The organism is Ensifer sp. R1-3, from assembly GCF_056739175.1.
In genome coordinates, this window is record NZ_CP096515.1 from 2,232,240 (window position 1) to 2,256,043 (window position 23,804).

23 protein-coding genes are annotated in these 23,804 nt (G+C 63.8%); 10 read left to right on the top strand and 13 right to left on the bottom strand.

Annotation, left to right across the window (positions count from 1 at the left end):
• Window positions 1-82 precede the first annotated feature (82 nt).
• The 3 genes from M1D43_RS10780 (at window position 83) to M1D43_RS10790 (ending at window position 3,098) form a co-directional block, all read left to right on the top strand.
• Window positions 83-1,564 (top strand): cytochrome ubiquinol oxidase subunit I, encoded by a 1,482-nt coding sequence (locus tag M1D43_RS10780; protein ID WP_010968659.1) that lies wholly within the window; start codon window positions 83-85, stop codon window positions 1,562-1,564.
• Window positions 1,554-2,558, top strand: a complete 1,005-nt coding sequence (cydB, locus tag M1D43_RS10785; RefSeq protein ID WP_013843940.1) for a cytochrome d ubiquinol oxidase subunit II — start codon at window positions 1,554-1,556, stop codon at window positions 2,556-2,558. Before M1D43_RS10780 ends, cydB begins: the two co-directional genes overlap by 11 nt.
• Before the next feature lie 234 nt (window positions 2,559-2,792).
• Window positions 2,793-3,098 carry a chorismate mutase family protein gene (locus M1D43_RS10790; RefSeq protein ID WP_010968657.1) on the top strand — a complete coding sequence of 102 codons (306 nt, stop codon included), beginning with the start codon at window positions 2,793-2,795 and terminating at the stop codon, window positions 3,096-3,098.
• An 18-nt stretch (window positions 3,099-3,116) separates the two neighbouring features.
• On the opposite strand, the gene galE is transcribed toward M1D43_RS10790, so the two are convergent.
• The 3 genes from galE to mscL all read right to left on the bottom strand — a co-directional run bounded on the left by galE (window position 3,117) and on the right by mscL (window position 6,054).
• Entirely contained in the window at window positions 3,117-4,145 is a 1,029-nt protein-coding gene (gene galE / locus M1D43_RS10795) for a UDP-glucose 4-epimerase GalE (protein ID WP_153313159.1), read from the bottom strand.
• A 180-nt stretch (window positions 4,146-4,325) separates the two neighbouring features.
• Entirely contained in the window at window positions 4,326-5,492 is a 1,167-nt protein-coding gene (locus M1D43_RS10800; RefSeq protein ID WP_153313160.1) for a pyridoxal phosphate-dependent aminotransferase, read from the bottom strand.
• Between the two features lie 133 nt (window positions 5,493-5,625).
• Window positions 5,626-6,054 carry a large conductance mechanosensitive channel protein MscL gene (mscL, locus tag M1D43_RS10805; protein ID WP_003530102.1) on the bottom strand — a complete coding sequence of 143 codons (429 nt, stop codon included), beginning with the start codon at window positions 6,052-6,054 and terminating at the stop codon, window positions 5,626-5,628.
• 219 nt (window positions 6,055-6,273) lie between these two features.
• On the opposite strand from mscL, the gene M1D43_RS10810 reads away from it, so the two are divergent.
• On the top strand, window positions 6,274-9,780 hold the full coding sequence (locus tag M1D43_RS10810; protein WP_153313161.1) for a hybrid sensor histidine kinase/response regulator: 3,507 nt from the start codon (window positions 6,274-6,276) through the stop codon (window positions 9,778-9,780).
• Between the two features lie 158 nt (window positions 9,781-9,938).
• On the opposite strand, the gene M1D43_RS10815 is transcribed toward M1D43_RS10810, so the two are convergent.
• Both M1D43_RS10815 and M1D43_RS10820 read right to left on the bottom strand, forming a co-directional pair.
• On the bottom strand, window positions 9,939-10,586 hold the full coding sequence (locus tag M1D43_RS10815) for a response regulator (protein ID WP_003530107.1): 648 nt from the start codon (window positions 10,584-10,586) through the stop codon (window positions 9,939-9,941).
• A gap of 141 nt (window positions 10,587-10,727) precedes the next feature.
• Window positions 10,728-11,165: a hypothetical protein gene (locus M1D43_RS10820; RefSeq protein ID WP_013843935.1), complete on the bottom strand. Its 438-nt coding sequence runs from the start codon at window positions 11,163-11,165 to the stop codon at window positions 10,728-10,730.
• A gap of 120 nt (window positions 11,166-11,285) precedes the next feature.
• Here M1D43_RS10820 and M1D43_RS10825 point away from each other — a divergent pair, with 120 nt between their 5' ends.
• Together M1D43_RS10825 and M1D43_RS10830 are read left to right on the top strand one after the other, a co-directional pair.
• Entirely contained in the window at window positions 11,286-11,633 is a 348-nt protein-coding gene (locus M1D43_RS10825) for a DUF952 domain-containing protein (RefSeq protein ID WP_010968652.1), read from the top strand.
• Entirely contained in the window at window positions 11,630-12,718 is a 1,089-nt protein-coding gene (locus tag M1D43_RS10830; RefSeq protein ID WP_153313162.1) for a quinone-dependent dihydroorotate dehydrogenase, read from the top strand. The genes M1D43_RS10825 and M1D43_RS10830 overlap by 4 nt, the downstream gene beginning before the upstream one ends.
• Here the strand turns inward: M1D43_RS10830 and M1D43_RS10835 are convergent.
• The 3 genes from M1D43_RS10835 to M1D43_RS10845 are packed head-to-tail and all read right to left on the bottom strand — an operon-like array spanning window position 12,694 to window position 14,880.
• Entirely contained in the window at window positions 12,694-14,061 is a 1,368-nt protein-coding gene (locus tag M1D43_RS10835) for an MATE family efflux transporter (protein WP_153313163.1), read from the bottom strand. The two genes, M1D43_RS10830 and M1D43_RS10835, sit on opposite strands and share 25 nt — an antisense overlap.
• Before the next feature lie 46 nt (window positions 14,062-14,107).
• Window positions 14,108-14,611 (bottom strand): CAP domain-containing protein, encoded by a 504-nt coding sequence (locus tag M1D43_RS10840; protein ID WP_013843933.1) that lies wholly within the window; start codon window positions 14,609-14,611, stop codon window positions 14,108-14,110.
• Window positions 14,612-14,613: 2 nt separating this feature from the next.
• Window positions 14,614-14,880, bottom strand: a complete 267-nt coding sequence (locus M1D43_RS10845; RefSeq protein WP_003530117.1) for a DUF6460 domain-containing protein — start codon at window positions 14,878-14,880, stop codon at window positions 14,614-14,616.
• Window positions 14,881-15,027: 147 nt separating this feature from the next.
• On the opposite strand from M1D43_RS10845, the gene M1D43_RS10850 reads away from it, so the two are divergent.
• Both M1D43_RS10850 and M1D43_RS10855 read left to right on the top strand, forming a co-directional pair.
• A complete protein-coding gene (locus M1D43_RS10850; protein WP_153313164.1) occupies window positions 15,028-15,966 on the top strand; it encodes a class I SAM-dependent methyltransferase in 939 nt (312 codons plus the stop codon).
• Between the two features lie 108 nt (window positions 15,967-16,074).
• Window positions 16,075-16,710, top strand: a complete 636-nt coding sequence (locus M1D43_RS10855) for a YitT family protein (RefSeq protein WP_003530121.1) — start codon at window positions 16,075-16,077, stop codon at window positions 16,708-16,710.
• Between the two features lie 29 nt (window positions 16,711-16,739).
• Here M1D43_RS10855 and M1D43_RS10860 read toward each other — a convergent pair whose 3' ends face one another.
• Together M1D43_RS10860 and M1D43_RS10865 are read right to left on the bottom strand one after the other, a co-directional pair.
• On the bottom strand, window positions 16,740-17,201 hold the full coding sequence (locus M1D43_RS10860; protein ID WP_003530123.1) for a carboxymuconolactone decarboxylase family protein: 462 nt from the start codon (window positions 17,199-17,201) through the stop codon (window positions 16,740-16,742).
• A 38-nt stretch (window positions 17,202-17,239) separates the two neighbouring features.
• Window positions 17,240-17,746, bottom strand: coding sequence for an Rrf2 family transcriptional regulator (locus M1D43_RS10865; RefSeq protein ID WP_003530125.1), 507 nt, complete (start codon window positions 17,744-17,746; stop codon window positions 17,240-17,242).
• 107 nt (window positions 17,747-17,853) lie between these two features.
• Here M1D43_RS10865 and M1D43_RS10870 point away from each other — a divergent pair, with 107 nt between their 5' ends.
• On the top strand, window positions 17,854-20,403 hold the full coding sequence (locus M1D43_RS10870) for a ligase-associated DNA damage response DEXH box helicase (protein ID WP_003530127.1): 2,550 nt from the start codon (window positions 17,854-17,856) through the stop codon (window positions 20,401-20,403).
• Between the two features lie 230 nt (window positions 20,404-20,633).
• Complete coding sequence (gene pdeM / locus M1D43_RS10875) at window positions 20,634-21,362, top strand: ligase-associated DNA damage response endonuclease PdeM (protein WP_003530129.1); 729 nt, start codon at window positions 20,634-20,636, stop codon at window positions 21,360-21,362.
• Window positions 21,363-21,481: 119 nt separating this feature from the next.
• On the opposite strand, the gene M1D43_RS10880 is transcribed toward pdeM, so the two are convergent.
• The 3 genes from M1D43_RS10880 to M1D43_RS10890 form a co-directional block, all read right to left on the bottom strand.
• Window positions 21,482-21,718: an Lrp/AsnC ligand binding domain-containing protein gene (locus tag M1D43_RS10880; RefSeq protein ID WP_003530131.1), complete on the bottom strand. Its 237-nt coding sequence runs from the start codon at window positions 21,716-21,718 to the stop codon at window positions 21,482-21,484.
• A gap of 98 nt (window positions 21,719-21,816) precedes the next feature.
• A complete protein-coding gene (locus M1D43_RS10885) occupies window positions 21,817-22,620 on the bottom strand; it encodes a TIGR02186 family protein (RefSeq protein ID WP_010968644.1) in 804 nt (267 codons plus the stop codon).
• The gene (locus M1D43_RS10890) at window positions 22,620-23,546 is read right to left on the bottom strand and encodes a sulfite exporter TauE/SafE family protein (RefSeq protein ID WP_003530135.1); all 927 of its coding nucleotides are present in this window, start codon (window positions 23,544-23,546) and stop codon (window positions 22,620-22,622) included. Before M1D43_RS10890 ends, M1D43_RS10885 begins: the two co-directional genes overlap by 1 nt.
• Between the last annotated feature and the right edge of the window lie 258 nt (window positions 23,547-23,804).

Consider the following 23,804-nt stretch of genomic DNA (forward strand, 5'->3'; position numbering starts at 1 on the left):
GCGAACGATTGCCGCAGTGTGACAACGTGGCGATCCGCCCGTCATTGACCTTTGGCAATATTGCGTCAGATTCAATCACACGATGCAGATCGCAGATATCAGACGCCGTTCGCGTCTGAGCTTGCGGTTTCCGCCCGAAAGGATCAGCGCCGTGTTCGAAGCTTTTGACGCAACTGTCCTTGCACGCATACAGTTCGCCTTCACCGTCTCCTTCCACATCATTTTCCCGGCCTTCTCCATCGGACTTGCCAGCTATCTGGCCGTCCTCGAAGCGCTCTGGCTCTGGAAGAAGGACGAGGTCTATCTGGAGCTCTTCAACTTCTGGAAGACGATCTTCGCCGTCGCTTTCGGCATGGGCGTCGTCTCCGGCATCGTCATGTCCTACCAGTTCGGCACCAACTGGAGCGTGTTTTCCGACAAGGCCGGGCCGGTGATCGGGCCGCTGATGGGCTATGAGGTGCTGACCGCCTTCTTCCTCGAAGCGGGCTTTCTCGGCGTCATGCTTTTCGGCCTCAACCGGGTCGGCCCGAAGCTGCATTTTTTCGCAACTGCGATGGTCGCGCTCGGCACGCTGATCTCGGCCACCTGGATCCTCGCGGTGAACTCCTGGATGCAGACGCCCGCCGGCTTCTCCGTCAACGAGGCCGGGCAGTTCATTCCCGACGACTGGTGGGCGGTGATCTTCAATCCGTCTTTCCCGTATCGGCTGACGCACATGGTGCTTGCCGCCTATCTGACGACGGCCTTCGTCGTCGGCGCCTGCGGGGCGTGGCACCTCCTGCGCAAGACCGCTCCGCGGCGCGCCCGCACGATGTTCTCGATGGCCATGTGGATGGCGGCGATCGTCGCGCCGATCCAGATCTTCGCCGGCGACCAGCACGGACTCAACACGCTCGAACATCAGCCGGCAAAGGTGATGGCGATGGAAGGGCATTATCAAAGCCATCCGGAAGGCGCGCCGCTGATCCTCTTCGGCATGCCGAACTCCGCCGAGAAGCGCGTCGACTACGCGCTCGAAATCCCGAAGCTTTCGAGCCTGATCCTGAAGCACTCGCTCGATGCGCCCCTTGCCGGTCTCGACACCATACCCGAGGACCGGCACCCGCCGGTCGCCATCGTCTTCTGGTCGTTCCGCGTCATGGTGGCGATCGGCTTCGCCATGCTCGGTCTCGGGCTCTGGAGCCTCTGGTGTCGGCTGCGCGGCACGCTCGACACGAATGCCGCGCTCCACCGCGCGGCGGTGCTCATGGGCCCGGCGGGCTTCGTGGCAGTGCTTGCCGGCTGGATCACGACGGAGGTCGGGCGGCAGCCCTACACGATCTATGGGCACCTTTTGACGGCGGACTCGATTTCCCCGATCGCAGCGCCGGCTGTCGGCGCCTCGCTCGTCGCCTTCATCATCGTCTATTTCCTCGTTTTCGGCGCCGGCACCTTCTACATCCTGCGGCTGATGGCACGTCTGCCGCGCGATACGATGCCCGAACTCGACGAAGGACCCTTGCGCACGGCCGGAGTGACGCCCGGGCCGGCAACAGCCAACCAGGGAGGCCATCATGGCCATTGATCTGCCACTGATCTGGGCCGCGATCATCGCCTTTGCGGTGCTTGCCTATGTCGTTCTCGACGGTTTCGACCTCGGCGTCGGGATATTGTTTCCGTTTTTCCCCGAGAAGCACGACCGCGACGTCATGATGAACTCCGTTGCCCCCGTATGGGACGGCAATGAAACCTGGCTCGTGCTCGGCGGCGGAGGGCTGCTCGCCGTGTTTCCGCTCGCCTATGCGACGATCCTGCCCGCGCTTTACGCGCCCATCATCGCCATGCTGATCGGCCTCATCTTCCGCGGCGTGGCTTTCGAGTACCGCTGGCGCACGCAGCGCGGCGAATTCCTGTGGAACTGGGCCTTTGCGGGCGGGTCGATGCTCGCTGCCTTCGCGCAAGGCCTGGCGCTCGGCGCCCTCGTGCAGGGCATCCCGGTCGAGAACCGGGCCTATGTCGGCGGCTGGTGGGACTGGCTGACGCCGTTTTCAATCGCAACCGGGCTGGCGATCGTGATCGGATATGCGCTTCTCGGAGCGACCTGGCTGGTGATGAAGACCCGTGGCGAGCTCGCCGAACGCGCACGTGGCGTCGCGCTTCGAACCGCTCTCGCCACGGTCGCGGCAATGGGCATCGTCAGCCTCTGGACGCCGTTTCTTGAGCCGGTCTACCTGGAGCGCTGGTTCGGCTGGCCGACGGCGATCTTCAGCGTCATCGTGCCGCTGTTGGTCCTCGGCTGCCTCTACCTCCTTCTCAAAGGCATCCGCGACCGGCACGATGTCCAGCCCTTCATCGCCGCGCTCGGCCTGTTCGTGCTCGGCTATATCGGCATCGGCATCAGCTTCTATCCCTTCATGGTGCCGCCTTCGCTGACGATCTGGGATGCCGCCGCGCCGGACGAGAGCCTCGCCTTCCTGCTCGTCGGCGCGCTTGTTCTGGTACCGATGATTCTCGCCTATACCGCCTATGCCTACTGGGTCTTCCGCGGCAAGGTCGATCCGGAGGAGGGCTACCATTGACGCGCTCCAGCGGGACTGCCCGCAAGCTTCTCTGGTTCGTGGGCCTCTGGGCCGCCGGCGTCGCTGCGGTCAGCATCGTGGGTCTTGCGATCAAGCTTGCTCTCGGCGCGTGAAAACCCCCGTTGCAGCGGAGCTGCCATGCTGCGTCGGTTTAACCCCTTCTCAGCCGGCGTTCCCTTTGCTAGCAGTTCGGCGCGATCAAATGGAGCGGCCTCCGCTCCGCGAGGACCCGACATGCAGAAAACACCCGCAGAATGCACGACGATGGCCGACATACGTGTGGAGATCGATCGGCTCGACCGCGCTTTGATGACGCTTTTCGCCGAACGGTGGGGCTATATCGAGCGGGCCGCGGAGATCAAACGCCCGCTCAACCTGAAGGCGGACATCCCGGCACGGGTGGCGGAGGTGAAGGAAAACGCGCGCCGGAATGCGGTCGAGCTCGGCCTCGATCCGGACTTCTACGAACGATTCTGGGGACAACTCGTCGAGCGTGCCATTGCGCATGAGCGGAAACTGCTCGGAGAGGACGACGCCTGAAGGCTTCAGCCAAAGGGCTCAGCCGTTGGCGATCAACCGCTCGTCCTGTTCCTCGTCGAAGCTGTTCTTGCGGCTGAGATGGCTTTCCCAGTCGAAGGCGCTCCGGACGATATGCTCAAGGCTCGCATGGGTCGGGACCCAATCGAGCTTCAGCCGGGCTACGGACGGGTCGGCGACTATTTGCGCCGGATCGCCCGGGCGCCGCGGCGCGTAGTCCACCATAAAATCGCGGCCGGAGACCTGGCGCACGGTATCGAGCACCTGCAGCACCGAGAAGCCGTGGCCATAGCCGCAATTCGCAACCAACGGTTCACCGCCAGCCCTTAGATAGGCGAGCGCGCTCCTGTGTGCCGCCACGAGATCACTCACATGGATATAGTCTCTGACGCCGGTACCGTCCGCCGTCGGATAGTCCGTGCCCAAGACATCGATCTTTCGGCGCCTCCCGAGCGCCGCCTCGCAGGCGACCTTGATCAGATGTGTGGCGCCGAACGTCGACTGGCCGGCGCGGCCGAGCGGGTCGGCCCCGGCCACGTTGAAATAGCGCAACGCGACAAAGCGGAAATCATGCGCGGCCGCAGCGTCCTGCAGCATCATCTCCGACATCAGCTTGGAGCGGCCGTAAGGGCTCTGGGGCCGCAGGGCGGCCGTCTCGCTGACCGGGTCGGGCGTGTCCTGGGTTCCATAGACGGCGGCGGTCGAAGAAAAGACGAAATGGCGAGTACCGGCCTCGACGGTTGCCGCAATGAGCGTGCGGGTATTGGCCGTATTGTTCTCATAATAGGCAAGCGGGTTGGCGACCGATTCCGGTACGACGGCCGAGCCCGCGAAATGGACGACCGAGTCGATGTCGTTCTCGGCAAACACCCGCTGGAGCAGCGCCCGGTCACCGACATCGCCGAAGTAGAAGCGCGCCTCCGGTGCGACCGCCCAGCGGAATCCGGTCGACAGACAGTCGAGCACCACCACCGCTTCGCCGCCGTCGAGCAACGACCAGACCATGTGGCTGCCGATATAACCTGCCCCGCCTGTTACCAATACCGCCATTTCCCGTCCCCTGTCCCTGCATATGCGGGATCAGAAAAGACGAGTTCACGTTTCAGAAATGGTAAATCGCAGCGCTGTTCGCCTGCCCGCAGCACCTATTCTCGGTTGTGTGGTTAAGGGTCCGCCGCACCGATCGCTAGGATTTTACCGATTGGCAGTATCGTCGTCGAAAACGCTCCGTCAGCGGCTGAGGATGTAGCGCTGCAAGCGCTCTGCGGCCTCGGCGATCTGGAGCGGATCGCGCAGGAAGCAGGCGCGCATGAAAAGCGCTCCGCCCTCGCCGAAGGCCGTCCCCGGCGCGAGACCGACGCCGGTCCGGTCGACGATGTCGAGTGCCGCGGCCCGCGAGTCGGTGACGCCGTCGATCTTCAGGAAGGCGTAAAGCGCGCCATCGGGTTTCAGCGTTTCGACGCGGTTAGTCGCGATCAGCGCGTCGCAGAGCGTATCGCGGTTGCGCTTCGCTTTGGCGATGTTCTCTTCGACGAAGCCGTCGCCCTCGTCGAGCGCGGCGACTGCCCCGCGCTGCATGAACTGCGCGACACCGGAGGTCGAATACTGGATGAGATTTTCGAGCACCTGTCCCATCGCCGGCGGCGCCACGATCCACCCGACACGCCAGCCGGTCATGGACCAGTTCTTGGAAAAGGAATTGACGAAGAGGATGCGGTCCTCCTCCTCCATCACGTCGAGGAAGGACGGCGCCCGGCCGCCGAGATAATAGTAAAGCGCGTAGATCTCGTCGGCGATGATCCAGAGTCCATGTTTACGCGCGAGCGCCAGAATGGCCTTGAGATCGTCGCGGGTGGCGGTCCAGCCGGTGGGGTTGGACGGCGTGTTGATGAAAAGCGCCCGCGTCCTCTCCCCGATCGCCGCCTGAAGACGTTCGGGATCGAGCTGCCATTTGCCGCCTTCGAACTGCAACGGAACGGCGACCGGGCGAACGCCGGAGAGGTCCGCAGCGGCCGCGAAATTCGGCCAGGCGGGCGTCAGCAGGACCACCTCGTCGCCGGGAGAGCCTACCGCCTCGATCGCAAGCTTGATCGCCTGCATTCCCGAACCGGTAACATAAAAGTTCTCGGGCGAAAGCGCCTTCTGGAACCGGCGCTGGTAATAGCGGACCAGCGCCTCTCGCAGCGGCGGGATGCCGCGCTGCCAGGTGTAGAAGGTCTCGCCTGCCATCAGCGCGTCGGCCGCGGCGCGACTGACGAAATCCGGCGTCGGCAGATCACCTTCGCCGACCCAGAGCGGGATCAGTCCTTCACGCCCGCGAGCATAGTTGACCACTTCGACGATGCCGCTTTCGGGCGCTGCCGTCGCGCGGGGGCTGAGGCTGGTCATGATCGTCATCGGCGGGCTCCTGATTGCCTGCCGTTTCTAGACGCTTTGGCGTCGGCGATCACGCGAATTTCTCTGACCTGTTTATCGAATTCTGTGATGTTTCCATCACCCGGCGGCCCCGGACCGCCGAGTGTCCGGCGCCTCAGGCGCGCTGCCTCAGAAGATCGCGAATTTCGGAGAGAAGCAGGATGTCCTGCGGCGGCGGTGCGGCCGGGTCCGGCGCCTTATCCCTTTCGACCGAAGCACGCGCGCGATTCACGAGCTTGATCAGCAGGAAGATGATCCAGGCGAGGATCAGGAAGTTGATGAGCACGGTGATGAAATTGCCATAGGCAAAGACCGCGCCCTGTTCGCGTGCGGCGGCGAGCGTCGGCGCAGTGACACTGGCGGAGAGTGGCAGGAAATAGTTGGAGAAATCGAAGCCGCCGCCGGTGATCGCTCCCACGACCGGCATAACGAGATCATTGACGACCGAATCGACAATCTTGCTAAAGGCCGCACCGATGATCACGCCGACCGCAAGGTCCATGACGTTGCCGCGGGCGATAAACTCCTTGAATTCGTTCAGCATGCCTCTCTCCGTGGAAATCCCCCGAAGGGCCCCCCGCACCTGTCTTGCGCGGCAACCGCCGGTAGGAATCTAGACCAAAGCCCCGTGTGAGGAAATCGTACTCCTTGCATTTGGTCAAGCTCCGCGGATATCGGCGGGTGATCTTGAACTTAAGACTGATGCGCCGGCCGATTTCCAACCAAATGGACTTGCCCTATGCTGGCCGCGGAGGAGTGAGGCATGCTTTCGGGTTCGGTCATTTTTGCCTCGGCCTTCGCCTACCTGCTGCTGCTCTTCGCAGTTGCAAGCTATGGCGACCGGCGAGCCAGACGCAACGAGATTGCCGCGAAGGGCAGGCCGCTCGTCTATGCGCTGAGCCTGGCAATCTACTGCACATCCTGGACCTATTTCGGCGGCGTCGGCCTTGCGGCGGAGCGCGGACTCGAATTCACCGGCATCTATATCGGCCCGATCCTGATGTTCACGCTCGGCATGCCGCTGATCCGCCGCATCGTTCGGCTCGCCAAGACCGAAAAGCTCACCTCCGTCGCCGATTTCGTGGCTGCGCGCTACGGCAAGAACCCGGCCGTTGCGGCAATCGTCGCGCTGATCTCGCTCGTCGGGGCCATTCCCTATATCGCATTGCAGCTCAAGGCAGTGTCGAGTTCTGTCGCCACGATGATCGACACCAGCGATTACGGCATAGGCTCGGGCGAGAACTTCGTCGACCTGCCGCTTCTGGTCACACTCTTTCTCGCCTGTTTTGCGATCGTCTTCGGTACGCGCCATACGGATGCGACGGAACACCAGGACGGCCTGATCCTCGCGATCGCGATGGAATCGGTCGTCAAGCTCGTGGCTATGCTCACGGTGGGCGTCTATATCGTCTTCGTCCTGTTCGGCGGGCCTGCGAATCTATGGGCAGAAGCGCAGCAAAGCGCCACCGTGATCGCCGCCCTCGAATACCAGACGCCGGTCGCGCGCTGGATTCTGATGATCGCGCTTTCCGCCTTCGGTATCATCATGCTTCCCCGGCAGTTCCACGTGACGGTCGTGGAAAACCGCACCGATAACGAACTGCGCACGGCCGGCATCCTCTTCCCGCTTTATCTGATCGCAATCAACGCCTTCGTCCTGCCGATCGCGATCGCCGGCATCCTGACCTTCTCCGGCTCCGGCAATGCGGATCTCTATCTTCTGGCACTGCCGCTTGCCGGCGACGTGCCGCTCGTCACGCTCTTCACCTTCATCGGCGGCTTCTCCGCAGCGACCGCCATGGTCATCGTCGCTTCGGTCGCGCTCTCGATCATGGTCTCGAACGACATCGTCATGCCGGTATTCCTGCGCCGCAGGCTCGGCACCCGCGGTTCTCTCCAGGAGGACATGGCCGGTACGCTCCTCAATATCCGCCGCACGGCGATCTTCGTCGTTCTTTTCCTCGGCTACGGCTATTATCGCGCCGCCGACATCAGCGCCGGCCTCGCCTCGCTCGGGCTGCTCTCCTTCGCCGCCATCGCGCAGATGGCGCCGGCGCTCCTCGGCGGTCTCGTCTGGCGGCAGGCCAATGCCCGCGGCGCGATCGCGGGGATGGTCAGCGGCTTTCTCGTCTGGGCCTATGTCCTTTTCCTGCCGAGCCTCGGCGGGCCGGACAATTCTCACATCGCCTCCACGGTGCTCAGCTTCCTGCTGCCCTTCACCGATCTCTTCTCCGGCGCGCAGTCAGACCCGCTGGTGAATGCGACGGCTCTCAGCATGCTCGTCAATGTCGCGGCCTATATCGTGGGTTCGCTGACGCGCGCGCCCAAACCCCTGGAGCGCTTCCAGGCGGGCGTCTTCATCACCCGCCGCTCACGCACCGAGCGGACCTTCCGCGGGCGCAAGACCAAGGTGACGGTGCGCGACCTCAAGACGACGATCGGCCGTTACATGGGCGAGGAGCGCATGCAGCGCTCCTTCCATACCTATGAACAGCAATCCGGCCGCTGGCTCGACGACCACGCCTCCGCCGACATGGCGCTTGTCCACTTCTCGGAACAATTGCTCGGAAGCGCAATCGGCTCGTCCTCCGCCCGGCTCGTCCTTTCGCTTGTCCTGCAGCGCATGGACGACACCTCCTCCGACACCGCCTGGCTGCTCGACCAGGCGAGCGAGGCGCTCCAATACAACCAGGACATGCTGCATACGGCGCTCTCGCAGATGGACCAGGGCATTGCCGTCTTCGACAACGCCAACAATCTCATCATCTGGAACCGCCGTTTCCGAGAACTCATGGATCTCCCCGAGGCCGCCGGACAGGTGGGCTTTCCGCTGGCCGACATCGTCGCCATCCTTGCCCGCCGCGGGGATGTCCGCAAGGATGAGGAGAAGGCGCTGATCGCCAACTTCCTGACGCTCGACAAGCCCTTCCTGCTCGAACTTGCCGGCGGCGCCCGCATCCTCGAAGTCAGAAGCAATGCCATGCCCGACAAGGGCATCGTCACGACCTACACCGACATAACCCAGCGCGTCGCGGCCGACATGGCGCTCAAACAGGCGAATGAAACGCTGGAATTGCGCGTCGCCGAGCGGACGGGAGAACTCACACGCGTCAACCGCGAACTGGGCGAGGCAAGAGCGGCCGCCGAGGAGGCGAACATCGGCAAGACCCGCTTCTTCGCCGCTGCCGGTCACGACATCCTGCAGCCCTTGAACGCGGCGCGGCTCTACTCGTCGTCGCTGGTCGAGCGACTGGGCGATTCCGACAACCGGGCGCTGGTGCAGAACATCGATTCCTCGCTCGAATCGGTGGAAGCCATCCTCGGCGCCGTGCTCGACATTTCGCGGCTCGACACCGGCGCGATGAAGCCGCGCCTGCAGTCCGTACCGCTCGACGACTTGCTCAGGCGGATCGAGACGGATTTCGCGCCGATGGCGAGGGCGAAGGATATCGAACTCGTCATCATGCCGACATCGCTCGCGGCGCGCAGCGATCCGAACCTGCTCAGGCGCCTCGTCCAGAACCTCGTATCGAACGCCATAAAATACACACTTCGGGGCAAGGTGCTGGTCGGCGTGCGCCGGCACGGGCAGACGGCGACGATCGAAGTTCTCGATTCGGGTATCGGCATTCCATCATCGAAATTCCGCACCGTCTTCAAGGAATTCGCGCGCCTTGAAGAAGGTGCGCGAACCGCGTCGGGGCTCGGCCTCGGTCTCTCCATCGTCGACCGCATCTCGCGGGTTCTCAATCACCCGGTCGGCCTGCAATCGAAGCCGGGAAAGGGCACCGGCTTCAAGGTCACCGTGCCGCTCGACAAGAGCGCCGGCGGCAGGCTGAAACCGCAATCCGTCGCAGCGGCGAAAACGAGCGAAGCACTGGCCGGGCTCAACGTCATCTGCATCGACAACGAGCCGAAGATCCTCGAAGGCATGGCCCTGCTGCTCGGCGGTTGGGGCTGCAGCGTGATGACCGCCGAGTCGCTCGCCGCCTGCACTGAAATGGCGCCCGGCAGGCTGGGCGTGCGTCCCGACGCGATCATCGCCGACTATCACCTCGGCGATGGCACCGGTGTCGAGGCGATCGCCGCGATCCGCGGCCTCTGGCAGGAGAGTATCCCCGCCCTCATGGTAACGGCCGACCGTTCGCCCGAGGTGCGCGGCGCCGCCGAACGGGACGGCGTCTCGCTGCAGCACAAGCCCGTCCGCCCGGCGGCTCTGCGCGCCTGGCTCACCCAGCTTGCCGCGGCGGGACGCGCGGCGGCGGAATAAAGTGGCTTACCGTTCGGGATTGCCCCTCATCCGGCCTGCCGGCCACCTTCTCCCCGCAGGCGGGGCGAAGGGACAAGCTGCGAACTCCCGGCGCACTCTAACCGTCTGCGAGGCAGCGGGATGAGGGGCAAAAATCGCAAATCCCAGGAGCGGCCGACTCAGGCCGCCGCGACCGTCCCCAGCTTCGATAGCTGGATCACCGCCTGTGTACGGCTGTCGACGTTGAGCTTCAGGAGGATCGCCGAGACATGCGCCTTGATCGTCGCCTCGGAGACGCCGAGTTCATAGGCGATCTGCTTGTTGAGCAGCCCCTCGGCCAGCATCGAGAGGACGCGGGACTGCTGCGGCGTCAGCGTCTGCAGCCGATGCAGCAGGTCGGCGACTTCCGGCTCGTATTCCTGGTTCTGGTCGTAACCGGGCGGGACGAACACCTCGCCGGCCATCACCTTTGCGATGCCTTCGCGGATTTCCTCGATACCGGCCGATTTGGACAGGAACCCTGCGGCGCCCAGATCGAGCGCGCGATGGATGGTCGCCGGATCGTCATGGGCCGAGACGATCATCACGGGCAGGCTCGGAAACTCGGCACGCAGCGCGATCAGCCCCGAAAGCCCGCTGACGCCGGGCATGGTCAGGTCGAGCAGCATCAGATCGGCGTCCGGATTGTCGGCCGCAGCCCTGCGCGCAGCGGCAAAATCGCCGGCCTCGACGATGGCCGGTGCGCCCGCCATGCCACTCAGCGCCTGGCGCATTGCGCCGCGGAAGAGCGGGTGGTCGTCGGCGATGATGATGGTCATTTCCGGCATGATGACGCTCCCTCCCAAGAGCCTCGGCCGCGATCCTGCAGCCTCGCGCTGTGGATCCGCCGCATCATCTTATTCCCAAATGATCCCTGTTTCAGGGAAACATGCGCGACGCGCGTCCTCCGGCACGCCACGGCTTCGTTCTCAGGTCTTCTGCGGCAGATTCTCACCCTCGTCGGCGGAATCGCTGCCCTTGTCCTCGAATTCCTTCACGATTCCCATGAACTTGCGCATCATTCTTTCCATGATGCTCATTGCCCGGTCAATCTCTTCATCGTCGGGAAGCGCCGGTTCGGCCGCGGTTTCACCGCTTTCCACGGCCTTTTCAAGCGCTTCGATGCGACTGGTGAGGAGATCGAGTTCGCGCTCGAATGCGGCTCTCTCGTCGGCCGCCATCCTGCAGATGAGCTCCCCGCCCTTTTCCTGGCACAAGGTGACCTCGCCGGTCTCGGTGTCGAGCCGGGCTAATCCGGTTTCCGACTTCTGCATGCTGTAGCGGCCGGGCGAGGCTTCCTGCGCAGCCGCCGGGGCAATGAGACCGAAGCCCAACCCGACTGCGAGTATTGCGACTGCCTGTCTCATGACGTTCTCTCCGTTGAGTGCTTACGGAAAATCCGCCTCGATCTCATGCTGTGCGGTGGACAGGCGCCGATATTTGCGGCAAGGCCATCACTCATGCTCACGACGGATAAGCGAACAAAGATGAACGCTACCATATACAAGATCGTTCCGGCACTTCTATGGCAGGAAGCGCGACGGACCGGCGCGTTTGCAGGCGCCCCCGTCGATCTCGCCGACGGGTTCATTCATTTTTCGACCGGGGACCAGGTCGTCGAAACGGCCGCCAGGCATTTCGAGGGTCAGGACGACCTGCTGCTCGTTGCGGTCGACGCGACGGCGCTGGGCGACAAACTCGTTTATGAGCCCTCCCGCGGCGGCGCGCTGTTTCCGCATCTTTACGCTCCGCTTCCGCTTGAAGCCGTATTGTGGGAGAAGCCCCTGCCGCTGCGGCCGGACGGTCAGCACAGCTTCCCGGAACTCGCCCCATGATCGGCCAGTTGGAGCACCTCGCACGGCGCGGCCTTTTCCTCTTCGACCCGGAAGCTGCACACGGCCTTTCGATCAAGGCGCTGAAGAGCGGCCTGGTGCCGAGCTGCGCCGCGCCGGCCGACCCCCGGCTCGGGCAAACCGTGGCGGGCCTCGTTTTTTCCAACCCGATCGGCATGGCTGCCGGCTACGACAAGAACGCCGAAGTCCCGGAAGCGCTGCTGAAGATCGGCTTCGGCTTTACCGAGATCGGCACGGTGACGCCGAGGCCACAGGCGGGCAACGACAAGCCGCGGCTCTTCCGGCTCGTCGAGGATGAGGCGGTGATCAACCGGCTCGGCTTTAACAACGAGGGGCACGGGGCGGCGCTGGCGCGGCTCAAGGCCTGCTCGCGCGAGGCGCTGATCGGCGTCAATATCGGCGCCAACAAGGACAGCGCCGACCGGATCGCCGACTATGTGACAGGCATCCGAACCTTCTACGCGGTCGCGCGCTATTTCACCGCCAACATCTCCTCGCCCAACACGCCGGGCCTGCGCGACCTGCAGGCGCGCGAGAGTCTCTCGGCGCTGCTTTCGGCCGTGCTTGCCGCCCGGGACGATGAGGCGCGAAAAGGCGGGCGGCAGGTCCCGGTCTTCCTCAAGATCGCTCCGGACCTGACCGAAGAGGGCATGGACGACATCGCAGCCGAGGTGCTGGCGCATGGTCTGGACGGGCTGATCGTTTCCAACACGACGCTTTCGCGCGAGGGTCTGAAAGACCGGCGTCAGGCCAACGAAACCGGCGGCCTTTCCGGAAAACCGCTCTTCGAGAAATCGACGGCGGTGCTCGCCCGGATGCGCAAGCGGGTGGGACCGCACTTGCCGATCATCGGGGTCGGCGGCGTGTGCTCGGCGGAAACCGCAGCGGAAAAGATCCGCGCCGGAGCCGATCTCGTCCAGCTTTACTCCTGCATGGTCTATGAGGGACCGGGATTGCCGGGCCGGATCGTGCGCGGCCTCTCGGCCCTTTGCGAGCGCGAGAAACTTGCCTCGATCCGCGACATACGCGACAGCCGGCTCGACTACTGGAGCGGCCGGAACGTCTGAGCCGCCCGGCGCGGTATCATCAGCAGCAGGAAAGCGCCGCGCAGCAGCAGGAACAGGTTGAGCCCGGCCCAGAGACCGTGATTGCCGAAGGCAGGGACGAGCACGGCAAGCGCCGCCACGTAGCCGATGAAGGCAGCCAGCATCATGTTGCGCATGTCGCGCGACCAGCCGGCACCGATGAAGACGCCGTCCATCAGGAAGGCGAGTGCGCCGGTCAGCGCCGTCACGGCCGCCCACGGCATGTATTCATAGGCGAGCGCGCGCACGTCCGGCGCAGTCGTCAGCATGTTCACCACGGCGTTGCCGAAAGCGAGCAGCGCGAGCGTGGTCAATGCGGCGAGGCCGAGCGACCAAAGGGCAGTCATCCGCAGAACCCGGTCGAAAGCCGGGCGATAGCCGGCACCGATCGACCGGCCCGTCAGTTGCTCGGCTGCGGTGGCGAGCCCGTCGAGATAATAGCCGGCCACAAGGAAGATCGTCATCAGCACTGCGTTCGCCGCAAGCGTCACCGGCCCGAAGGACGTACCGATCCGGGTCACGAGCGTGAAGGCGGCCAGAAGGGCGAAGGAGCGGATCATGATATCGCGGTTGAGGCCGAATAATTTCTTGAGGCGGTCGCGCGCAAATATCATCGCCCAACCGGGCGCGTCCTTGCTGTCGAAACGGCCGTAGACGATTGCAAAACCCGCAAGCGCGCCGATCACCTCCCCCGCCACGGTGCCGATCGCGACGCCGGCCACGCCCCAGCCGAGGAAGAGGCCGAGCAGGATCGAAAGCACGATATTGGTGCCATTGATCAGCGTCTGCAGCATCAGGCCGAGAGTGCCCTCGCCGCGCCCGAGCACGAATCCGAGGATGGCGTAGTTGGCGAGGGCGGCCGGGCCGGAGAGGATGCGATAGAGGAAATAGGTGCGCGTCACCTCCGCAACTTCCGGACCGGGCCCCATGAGCCAGAGACCGGCGGAAAGCAGGATGGGCGATATAAGCACGATGGCGGCGCCGGTAACGAGCGCGATCATGAGCGAACGCCAGAAGACCGCCTGCTGCTCGCGCCGGTCTCCACGGCCATAGGCCTGCGCGACGAGACCCGTGGTTGCGGCACGCAGGAAATTGAAGGTGGTGAAGATGAGGTCGAACATCACCGCGCCGACCGCGAGACCTGCGAGCAGTTCCGCCTGACCGAGCCGGCCGACGACGGCCGTGTCGACGAGGCCGAGCAGCGGCGTCGTCAGGAAGCCGAGCGTCATCGGCAGGGCGATCGAGAAGATAAGCCGGTTGGTGACCAGGAAAGGTCCGGCTTCTGGATTGTTCGTGTCGCGCTCGAGGCTTTGCGTGGCCGTCATGATCCTGTCCCTACGGTCCGATTCCGTAGGTCACCCGGGAATCAGCTCAGCTGCAGAGCACCATGGCCCAATAGGGGCGGTTTCCGGAAGCGGAATTCTGCGCCACGGCGACGCCGAGCCCCCGGTAATTGCCGAGCATGTTTTCGAGATGCTTCGGAGAATTGAACCAGGCATCGTAGGCGCGCTCGGCGTCCTTTTGACCCACGGCGATGTTTTCGGCGGCCGGCAGCGTGACGCCCTGCCCCTTCATCCGATCATAGAAACTGTCCCGCCAGCCGATATTGTGCCGCATCTTGCCCGCGCTCGCCATGCGTGCCGCCTGATGCATGGCCGCAACGGAAGCGACCGGATCGCCGGAAAGCGCAGGAAGGCCCCTGCCCTTGCGCAGCGTGTTGACGTAGCCGAGCGTCGCGTCGGTCTGATCGCTGCCCGTACCGCCGTCCGGAGAAAGAAGGTTCGAGGTGGTGCAGCCGGTGATCAAGCCGAGGGAAACCACGGCACCGGCACGCAGAAGCAGCCGTCTGCGGGCGACAAAGATCTGGTCGTGCATGCTTACCGTCGATAGCTGAAGAGACGCAGAATGATGAAGAGCGGAATGACCACGACCGCGCCGAGGAGCAGGTAGTCGCCCACCCGTCCGAGAGCCGCGAATCCGGTCCGCCAGAGATCGAGGAGGAAGTTGCGGATACCGTAATAGATATCGGCCGGATACCAGTCGAAGACCGTCATCACGAAGCCGACCAGGATCGACACCACCAGCAGCTTGACGAGCACGCGTAGCGGCGAGTCCCCCAAAAATTTATTTATTCCGTCCGACATCAGCGAGAACTTCTCCTGTTTCCCTTCACATAAGCCGCCATTCCCAAGCGTGCAAGGCATGACGGTCCCAGGTGCCGCTTCCAGAATCCGCTTGTATTTTGCCTTTTCCGGCGTCAGAAGCGTCCATCGCAACCAAGCCGCATCTCCATGACCTTCAACCAGCTCTCCTCCGGCGACCTGATCGCCGACCGCCGCGCCGACTACGCGAAGATGCTTGCGGAAGCGGGCGATGCGCCAGGTGCGGCGGAACTCATGGCCCAGGCGTTGGAGCTTGCCCCGGACTGGGCGGCCGGCTGGTTCCGGCTGGCGGACTATGAAGAGAAATCGGGCCGAATAGAGGCAGCCGTCGACGCGCTGCGCAATACGCTTCGGCTCAATCCGGAAGACATCTTCGGCGCCAGCCTCAAGCTCGCTTTGCTCGGCGCTACCGAGACGCCCGAACAGCCGCCGAGCGTTTACGTCGAGCGCCTTTTCGACGACTATGCCGAGCGCTTCGACCACGCGCTCGTCGAAAAGCTCGGCTACAGCGTCCCGGAGAAGCTTGCGGCCGTGATCGGCCGGGTGAACGGCGGCGGGCGGTTTCGCCACGTCACCGATCTCGGCTGCGGCACCGGGCTCTTCGGCGAGCGTATCCGCGATCGCGCCGATTTCCTCGAGGGTTTCGATCTTTCCGCCAATATGCTCGCCAAGGCCGAAGCCAAGGGTGTCTATGACCGCCTCGCCCAGGCGGACCTTTCATTGGCTCCGGAGGATTCGGGCGTGTTCGGCGCGCTGGAGCATCGGCGTGCCGATCTCGTCAGCGCGGCGGACGTGCTGATGTATCTCGGCAATCTCGAAGGTGTCTTCGTCATCGCCGACCGCCTGCTCGCACCGGGCGGGCTCTTCGCGTTTTCCGTCGAGGATGCATGCGGGGCCGACGGCTTCGTGCTGCGTCCGTCGCTGCGCTACGCGCATCCGGAAGCCTATATCGCCTCCCTCTGCAAAGAGAGCGGCCTGTCCATGATCGCGACCGAGCGCACGATCATCCGCAGGGATGCCGGCGAGCCCGTCGCCGGGATATTGTTCCTCGCCTGCAAGCCGGCTTGATGCAGCCCCGACCGGGCGGCGAAAATAGGTCAGCATTGCTTACATATTTTGCTTGTATTTTTTGTGCGCTGCAGCAATGGTGATGCCATCGCGATCTGAGGGTCAGCCATGGCACAGGCAAGCAGCGTTTTCGGTCTCTGGAATACCAGTCCCACACGGCACACGCCCGTGGAGGACGTTCAAGGCGTCTTTTCGGGCAGCCTTGTCGCCGCCCTCGGTCTCTATTTCCTGGCGAGTGCCGGACTTCTGACCGGCAGCACCGCAGGCGTCGCCTTTCTTTTGCATTACGCCACGGGCGTGAATTTCGGTCTCACCTTCTTCCTGCTCAATCTGCCGTTCTTCTACCTGTCGCTGAAGCGGCTCGGTCCGGCCTTCACGCTCAAGACCTTCATTGCCATTGCGCTCACCTCGTTCCTGACCGACATGCAATCGCGTCTCTTCGAGATCGGGCAGATCCACCCCGGCTGGGCCGCTCTCATCGGCGGCCTTCTCCTCGGATACGGTCTCCTGGCGCTCTACCGCCACCGCGCGAGCCTCGGCGGCGTCGGCATATTGGGCATCTACCTGCAGGAGCGCTTCGGCATTCGCGCCGGTCTGGTGCAACTCGCGATCGACTTGGTCGTTCTCGCGGCAGCATTCTTCGTGACGACGCCGACGGTCGTCATCTGGTCGGTGCTCGGCGCAGTCGTCCTCAACCTTTTCGTGGCGATCAACCACCGCGCCGACCGCTATATCGCGCTGTAACGCCCAGAGCTTCAGGAAAACATCCCGCTCTAAGCCGCCACGGCCGGCGCGTCGATCGGGGGCAAGGCGCGGAAGCCGACGCACAGCCGGTTCCACACGTTGATGGCGCCGATCGCGACGGTGATCTTGGTCATTTCCTCCTCGTTGAAATGCGCCTTGAGCGCCTCATAGGCGTCGTCGGGCGCGCGTGTCTCCGCCACATTGGTCAGCGCCTCGGTCCAGCCGAGGACCGCCCGTTCGCGCTCATCGAAATGCGGCGATTCGCGCCAGACACAGACGAGGTTGATCCATTGCTGACTGAGGCCGCTGTGGCGCGCCTCCTTGGTGTGCATGTCCACGCAATAGGCGCAGCCATTGATCTGCGATGCGCGCAGCTTGATCAGGTGGATAAGGCGAGGCTCGATTCCCGAGCCTTTGACATAGCTGTCGAGCGCGGCGACCGCCTTGTAGGCGTCCGGAGCGGCTTTCGCAAAATTCACACGTGACTGCATGATCTTCTCCTGTCTGGCTGATTGGATGGTGTTTCACATCAGGCGGCGTTGCCCGATTTCCGTTCATGAAGGGCGAGAAAACCGTTCGTTCGCGCCGCGATCGCCCCGTCGCGGTCGATAGCTTTCAGGTCGGCCATGATGGCGGCGATGGTCACGCGCCGGAGTTCGGCGCGATAGGCCTGCTCGGCCCTGAGCATCGCGACATTGATCGTGCACGGCGCGGCCGGCTTGCAGGAATAGGGATTGGGGCCGCGAAGGCGGATTTCGTTGCAGCGAAAGGCCGGCTCCGGCCCCTCCACCGCGAGGACGATATCGAGCAGGGTGATCTTCTCGGGCGCGCGTGCAAGCCGGTAGCCGCCCTTCGGCCCCGGCACGGCCTCGAGCAGTCCGGCCCCAGACATCGCCTGCAGATGCTTCAGCAGGTAACTGGTCGAGACGCCGTGGAACTCGGCGAGCGCTGCGGCCGACAGGGTACTGCCAGGCTGAAGACAGCTCAGCATCGTCACGCTGTGAATAGCCTGTTCGACGCCGTCGCCGAGTTTCATTTGCGCCTCCTATCGTAGATAAAATTTATCCATGATTTGCGTTTCGAGTCAATCCTTGCAACAGCACGAAGAATGCCGGCTTCTCTTTTGCCGCGTTTGATCTACCTTTGTTCTCCGTGGACAGGATCGATTCTCCGTCGCCGGAAGGCGACGCCCTGACGTTGCCGGCACCCTTTCTCCGGTGGTTCGCCGAAAAGGGTTGGCGTCCGCGCGCCCATCAGCTCGAACTTCTGTCACGCGCCGAGGCGGGCGAGAGCACGCTTCTGATCGCGCCGACCGGAGCCGGCAAAACGCTCGCCGGCTTTCTGCCTTCGCTCGTCGACATCACCAGGCGCGGCAGGATCCCGCCCGGCGCGCCCTTCACCGGCATCCACACGCTCTACATCTCGCCGCTCAAGGCGCTTGCCGTCGACATCGAGCGCAACCTCATGAAACCGGTCGGCGAGATGGGGCTGCCGGTGAGTATCGAAAACCGTACCGGCGACACGCCGCAGGGCAAGCGGCAGAGGCAGAAGCTCAACCCGCCCGACATACTGCTCACGACACCGGAGCAGCTCGCGCTGCTTCTGGCCAATGGCGAGGCGGAGCGCTTCTTCAAGGACCTGCGCTATGTGGTTCTGGACGAGCTGCACTCGCTGGTGATGTCGAAGCGCGGCCATCTCCTATCGCTCGGCCTCGCGCGGCTGCGCCGCCTGGCGCCCCGTCTCCAGACGATGGGGCTTTCGGCTACGGTCGCCGATCCGATGGATCTGCAGCGCTGGCTGGTCGCTCAATTTCTCGCCAAGGAGAACCATGCGGGGCTGATCACCGTTTCCGGGGGCGCAAAGCCCGAGATCTCCATCCTGCGGACCGAGAACCAGGTGCCTTGGGCCGGGCATTCGGCGCGTTATGCAATCCCGGACGTCTACGCCGCCATCAAGGAACACCGAACGACGCTGCTCTTCGTCAACACCCGCAGCCAGGCCGAGATGCTGTTCCAGGAACTCTGGAAGATCAACGACGACGATCTGCCGATCGCTCTGCACCACGGCTCTCTCGATGTCGCCCAGCGCCGCAGGGTCGAGGCGGCAATGGCCGAAAACCGTCTGCGCGCCGTCGTCGCCACGTCGACCCTAGATCTCGGCATCGACTGGGGCGACGTCGATCTGGTCGTCCATGTCGGAGCGCCGAAGGGAGCAAGCCGGCTTGCGCAACGCATCGGCCGCGCCAACCACCGCATGGACGAACCGAGCCGCGCCATCCTGGTTCCGGCCAACCGTTTCGAGGTCATGGAGTGCCAGGCGGCGCTCGACGCCAATTACGTCGGCGCTCAGGACACGCCGTCGATCGGCAAGGGTGCGCTCGACGTGCTGGCGCAGCACATCCTCGGCATGGCCTGCGCGCAGCCTTTCGATGCGCTGGAACTCTATGAAGAGGTGATCAGCGCCGCGCCTTATGCCCGGCTTGCCTGGGAAACCTTCGAGCGGGCCGTCGATCTCGTCGCCACAGGCGGCTATGCCCTCCGCACCTATGAGCGCTATGCCCGCATCCGAAAGACGAAGGACGGGCTCTGGCGGGTCTCCAACCCGATGGTTGCGCAGCAATACCGCCTGAATGTCGGAACGATCGTCGAGTCGCCGATGCTGAACATCCGCATGGTCAAGCGCAACCAGCGCGGTTCGCTTGGCCGCGGCGGCATGTCGCTCGGCAAAGTCGAGGAATCGTTCCTCGAAATGCTTTCACCGGGCGACACCTTCCTCTTTTCCGGCAAGGTGCTGCGCTTCGAAGGCATCCGCGAGAACGAGTGCCTGGTTTCGCAGGCGTTTTCCTTCGATCCCAAGGTGCCGAGTTATGCCGGCGGCAAGTTTCCGCTCTCCACCTATCTCGCAGCACAGGTAAGAAAGATGCTCGCCGATCCGGCGCGCCGCGCCGGTCTGCCCGACCAGGTCAGGGACTGGCTAGCGCTGCAGGGCGACGTGTCGATGCTTCCGCGCGACGACGAACTCCTGATCGAGACCTTCCCGCGGGGCAGCCGGCACTACATGGTCATCTACGCCTTCGAAGGCAGGCTCGCCCACCAGACGCTCGGCATGCTCCTTACCCGCCGTCTCGACCGTGCCGGCCTGAAGCCGCTCGGCTTCGTCGCGACCGACTATTCGCTCGCCGTCTGGGCGCTCGACGACATGGGCGCGGCGTTCCGGGCGCGGGCGCCGTCGCTCGGCCAGCTCTTCGACGAGGATATGCTGGGCGACGATCTGGAGGCGTGGCTGAACGAATCCTTCCTCCTGAAACGTACCTTCCGCAATTGCGCGGTCATCGCCGGACTAATCGAGCAGCGCCACCCCGGCAGGGAGAAGACCGGGCGGCAGATCACCGTTTCCGCCGACCTCATTTACGACGTATTGCGCGCGCACGAGCCGGATCACATTCTCCTCGAGGCGACGCGCAACGATGCGGCCACGGGACTTTTGGACATCGGCCGCCTCGGCTCAATGCTCAAGCGGATCAAGGGCCATATCACCCACCGCAGGCTCGATCAGATCTCGCCGCTCGCCATACCGGTCATGCTGGAGATCGGGCGGGAATCGGTGCATGGAGAAGCACAAGACTTCCTGCTCACGGAAGCGGCCGACGATCTGATCAACGAGGCGATGGGCGGTCACGGTACGGATGGATGAGAGAGAATTATGAGAGAGCAAAAAATCCTCCCGAAGCCCGGCCCAACCCCTCCGCGGCGCCCCTCATCCGCCTGCCGGCACCTTCTCCCCGCAGGCGGGGAGAAGGGACCCGCGGCAAGCGCCGCCACTACCGTTTTCACCGGCGTATCGTGGGGCACGTCCCCTCTCCCCGCATGCGGGGAGAGGGTTAGGGTAAGAAGCCTTTCTCGCCCACTCACAAGAACACCGCAATGACCATGCATCGGCTCATCTACGCGACATCACCTGCCGTCAACCCATCCCTGCACGCGCGCACGTCCATCAATGGAGTCGCCGCGATCTGCGATCCGCTCGGCGGTCTCTACTTTCCCGAAAGCCGGACGCTCGTCGTATCCGACCTCCATCTCGAAAAAGGCTCCGCCTTTGCCCGACGCGGCATGATGCTGCCTCCCTACGATACGCTTGCGACGCTCCGGATATTGGATGCGGTCATCGCCCGCCACGACCCCGCGACGGTCATCAGCCTCGGCGACAATTTCCACGACCGGAAGGGATCGGCTGCAATGCCGGAAACCTTCCGCCAGATGATCGCGGCCATGGCCTGTGGCCGCGAATGGATATGGATCAACGGCAATCATGATCCGGACGGCGCACAGGGGCTGCCCGGCGCCTCCATGGACGAGCTCCGCCACGCGGGCCTGGTCTTCCGGCACGAACCTTCGAGACGCGACGGGATCGGCGAGATCGCCGGCCACCTGCATCCCTCGGCGACGGTGAGGCGGCGGGAAAGATCGGTGAGGCGCGCCTGCTTCGCGACCGACGGCAAGCGCCTCGTCATGCCTGCTTTCGGGGTCACGACGGGAGGTCTCGACCTCAGGCACCGTGAGATGAGCGGCCTCTTCGACCGGCAGCAGCTCGTCGCCCACATGCTCGGCCGCGACCGGATCTATTCGGTGCGCTTCGCCAACCTTCTCGGGTGAGGTTGGAGCACTTCCAGGAAAAGTGTGTAACGGTTTTCCGTCCGGAAGTGCGTAGTTTCAAAAAGGGTTGGAGCGGGGTGCGGGCGGAAAACCGCCCACACTTTTCCTCACCCCGCTCTCTAGAACGCGTTGAAAGTCAGCGTCGTCAGCGAGCGAGAGATGCCGGGAACCGTGGCGATATTGTCGTTGATGAACTTTCCGATGTCCTGGCCTTCCTCGACGTAGACCTTCAGAAGCAGATCATAGTCACCGCTGGTCGAATACATCTCCGAGACGATCTCCTTGCGGTAAATCTCGTCGGCCACCTCATAGGTCTTGCCGGGGGCGCATTGCAGTTGCACGAAAATCGGTTTCATGGGGTTTCCTCAAGTTTCGCATCGTTTGCCGCCGATGCCCGTGCTTCCTTAAACCGCCATAACGCAAAATGGAACGCCAACTCGGTTTGCCGGCTCCCTCACTCCTTGCGGAAGAGCAGGCTGGCACCCCAGCCGGTGACGACCGCGAGGGTTACGGCCAGGAGGCCGTAGATCACCGGCTGGTCGTGGGCGGCGCGGGTAATCGCCTGTTCGAGGCCGGTCTTCACCACCCTGAGCGGAAGAGCCTTGGCGGCGACGAAGACGCCATCGCGGAAGAGATAGGCGCGTACGACATGGATGCCGTTCGGGACGTTGGCCGGCAGCCGCACCGAGGCCTTGAACAGGCTCGAACTGATGAACTGCACCCCGCCCGGATCCCGCTGATAGACGCCGCTCGTCTCGCGAATCCTCCGGAAGGCGTTGCGGAACTCGCCGAGCGTGCTGCCGTCGCCGACGAAGCCGAGCGGCACCAGCCGCATGTGGTCGACGCCGATGCCCATATTGGCGATGTCGCGCCGCGGCGCGATCGTCTCGATGGCGCGGGTACTCGAAAGCGAGTAGGCCTCCGGCACGAGCTCGAAGGTCATCGACTGGGTATTGACCCAGATACCGAATACCCGCTCCTTCTTTCGCACCGTCGCATTGTCCTTCGGCCCTTCCAGCGCGACGATGATATTGTATTTGCCCTGCGCCAGGAGGCTGGGGTCGAAACCATCGATGGCGCCGAAGATCGTCAGGTCGGCGCCGCGGAAATCGGAGGTGATGGCAATCTCTTCCGTCGAGATGCCGATCTCGAGCTTCTCGGTGAAGTCGGTGACCTGGCGCTCCAGAACCTGCGCTGCGGCCGGGGTGGCGACGGCGAGAACCAGGGCGACGAGCGAGTGAAGGAGAAGCGAGCGCATCAGAAGCCTGCCGCCGCGGATACGACCGAGTAAATGTCCTTCGGCGGTATGACGAGCTCGACCGCCAGGCGGATGCCGACGGCGAGAACGAGCAGCGCCAGCAGTGCCCTGAGCTGCTCGCCGCGCAGCCGCTGGCCGACGCGCACGCCATATTGCGCACCGATGACGCCGGCGATCATCAGCACGAAGGCCAGCACGATGTCGACGGTGTAGTTGGTCGAGGCCTGGACGATCACCGTATAGGCGGAGACGAAGACGATCTGGAAGAGCGAGGTGCCCACGACGACGCTGGTCGGGATGCGCAACAGATAGATCATGGCAGGCACCATGATGAAGCCGCCGCCGACGCCCATCACCGAGGTCAGCACGCCGATGGAAAAGCCGAGCGTCGCCACGGGGATGACACTCAGATAGATCTTCGACTTCTTGAAGCGCATCTTCAGCGGCAGGCCGTGGATCCAATTGTGCTGCCCGGGCCGCCTGAGCTGCGCCGGCTGGTTCTTCGCCGCCTTGCGCATGGCGCCGATGCTCTCCCACAGCATCAGCGCGCCGACCGAGCCGAGAAGTACCACGTAAAGCAGCGAGATCACCAGATCGAGCTGGCCGATGCTCCTGAGCAGCGAGAACAGCCAGACGCCGACGGTCGCGCCCACAAGGCCGCCGCACAGGAGCACCGTGCCGAGCTTGATATCGATGGTGCCGCGGCGGAAATGGGCGATCGCCCCTGATATCGACGAGGCGACCACCTGGTTGGCGCCGGTCGCCACCGCCACGACGGGCGGAATATTGTAGAAGATCAGGAGCGGCGTGATCAGAAACCCGCCGCCGACGCCGAACATGCCGGACAGAAAGCCGACGGCCGCGCCCATGCCGAGAATGATGAAGATGTTCACCGACAACTCAGCAATGGGCAGATAGACCGTCACGGCCGCACCTCGATATGCCAGCGGCCCGCAGTGCGGGCGGAAATTGCTCCTCCACAATTCCTAACCGCAAACAATTGAGGAATTGTGCAATGTTTCACTATTCTCAAGCTTCACGCGCCCGAAGAGGCGCACGGCGCTATCCTTCGAAGTGGTACATGATCAACCACGGACGGGGATGTATTGGTGGACCGTTCGCGCCCCTGAGGGAGAAACGGGCGACACTTTCTCTCATGCGCTCCCGGGCCAGAGCTGTCAACC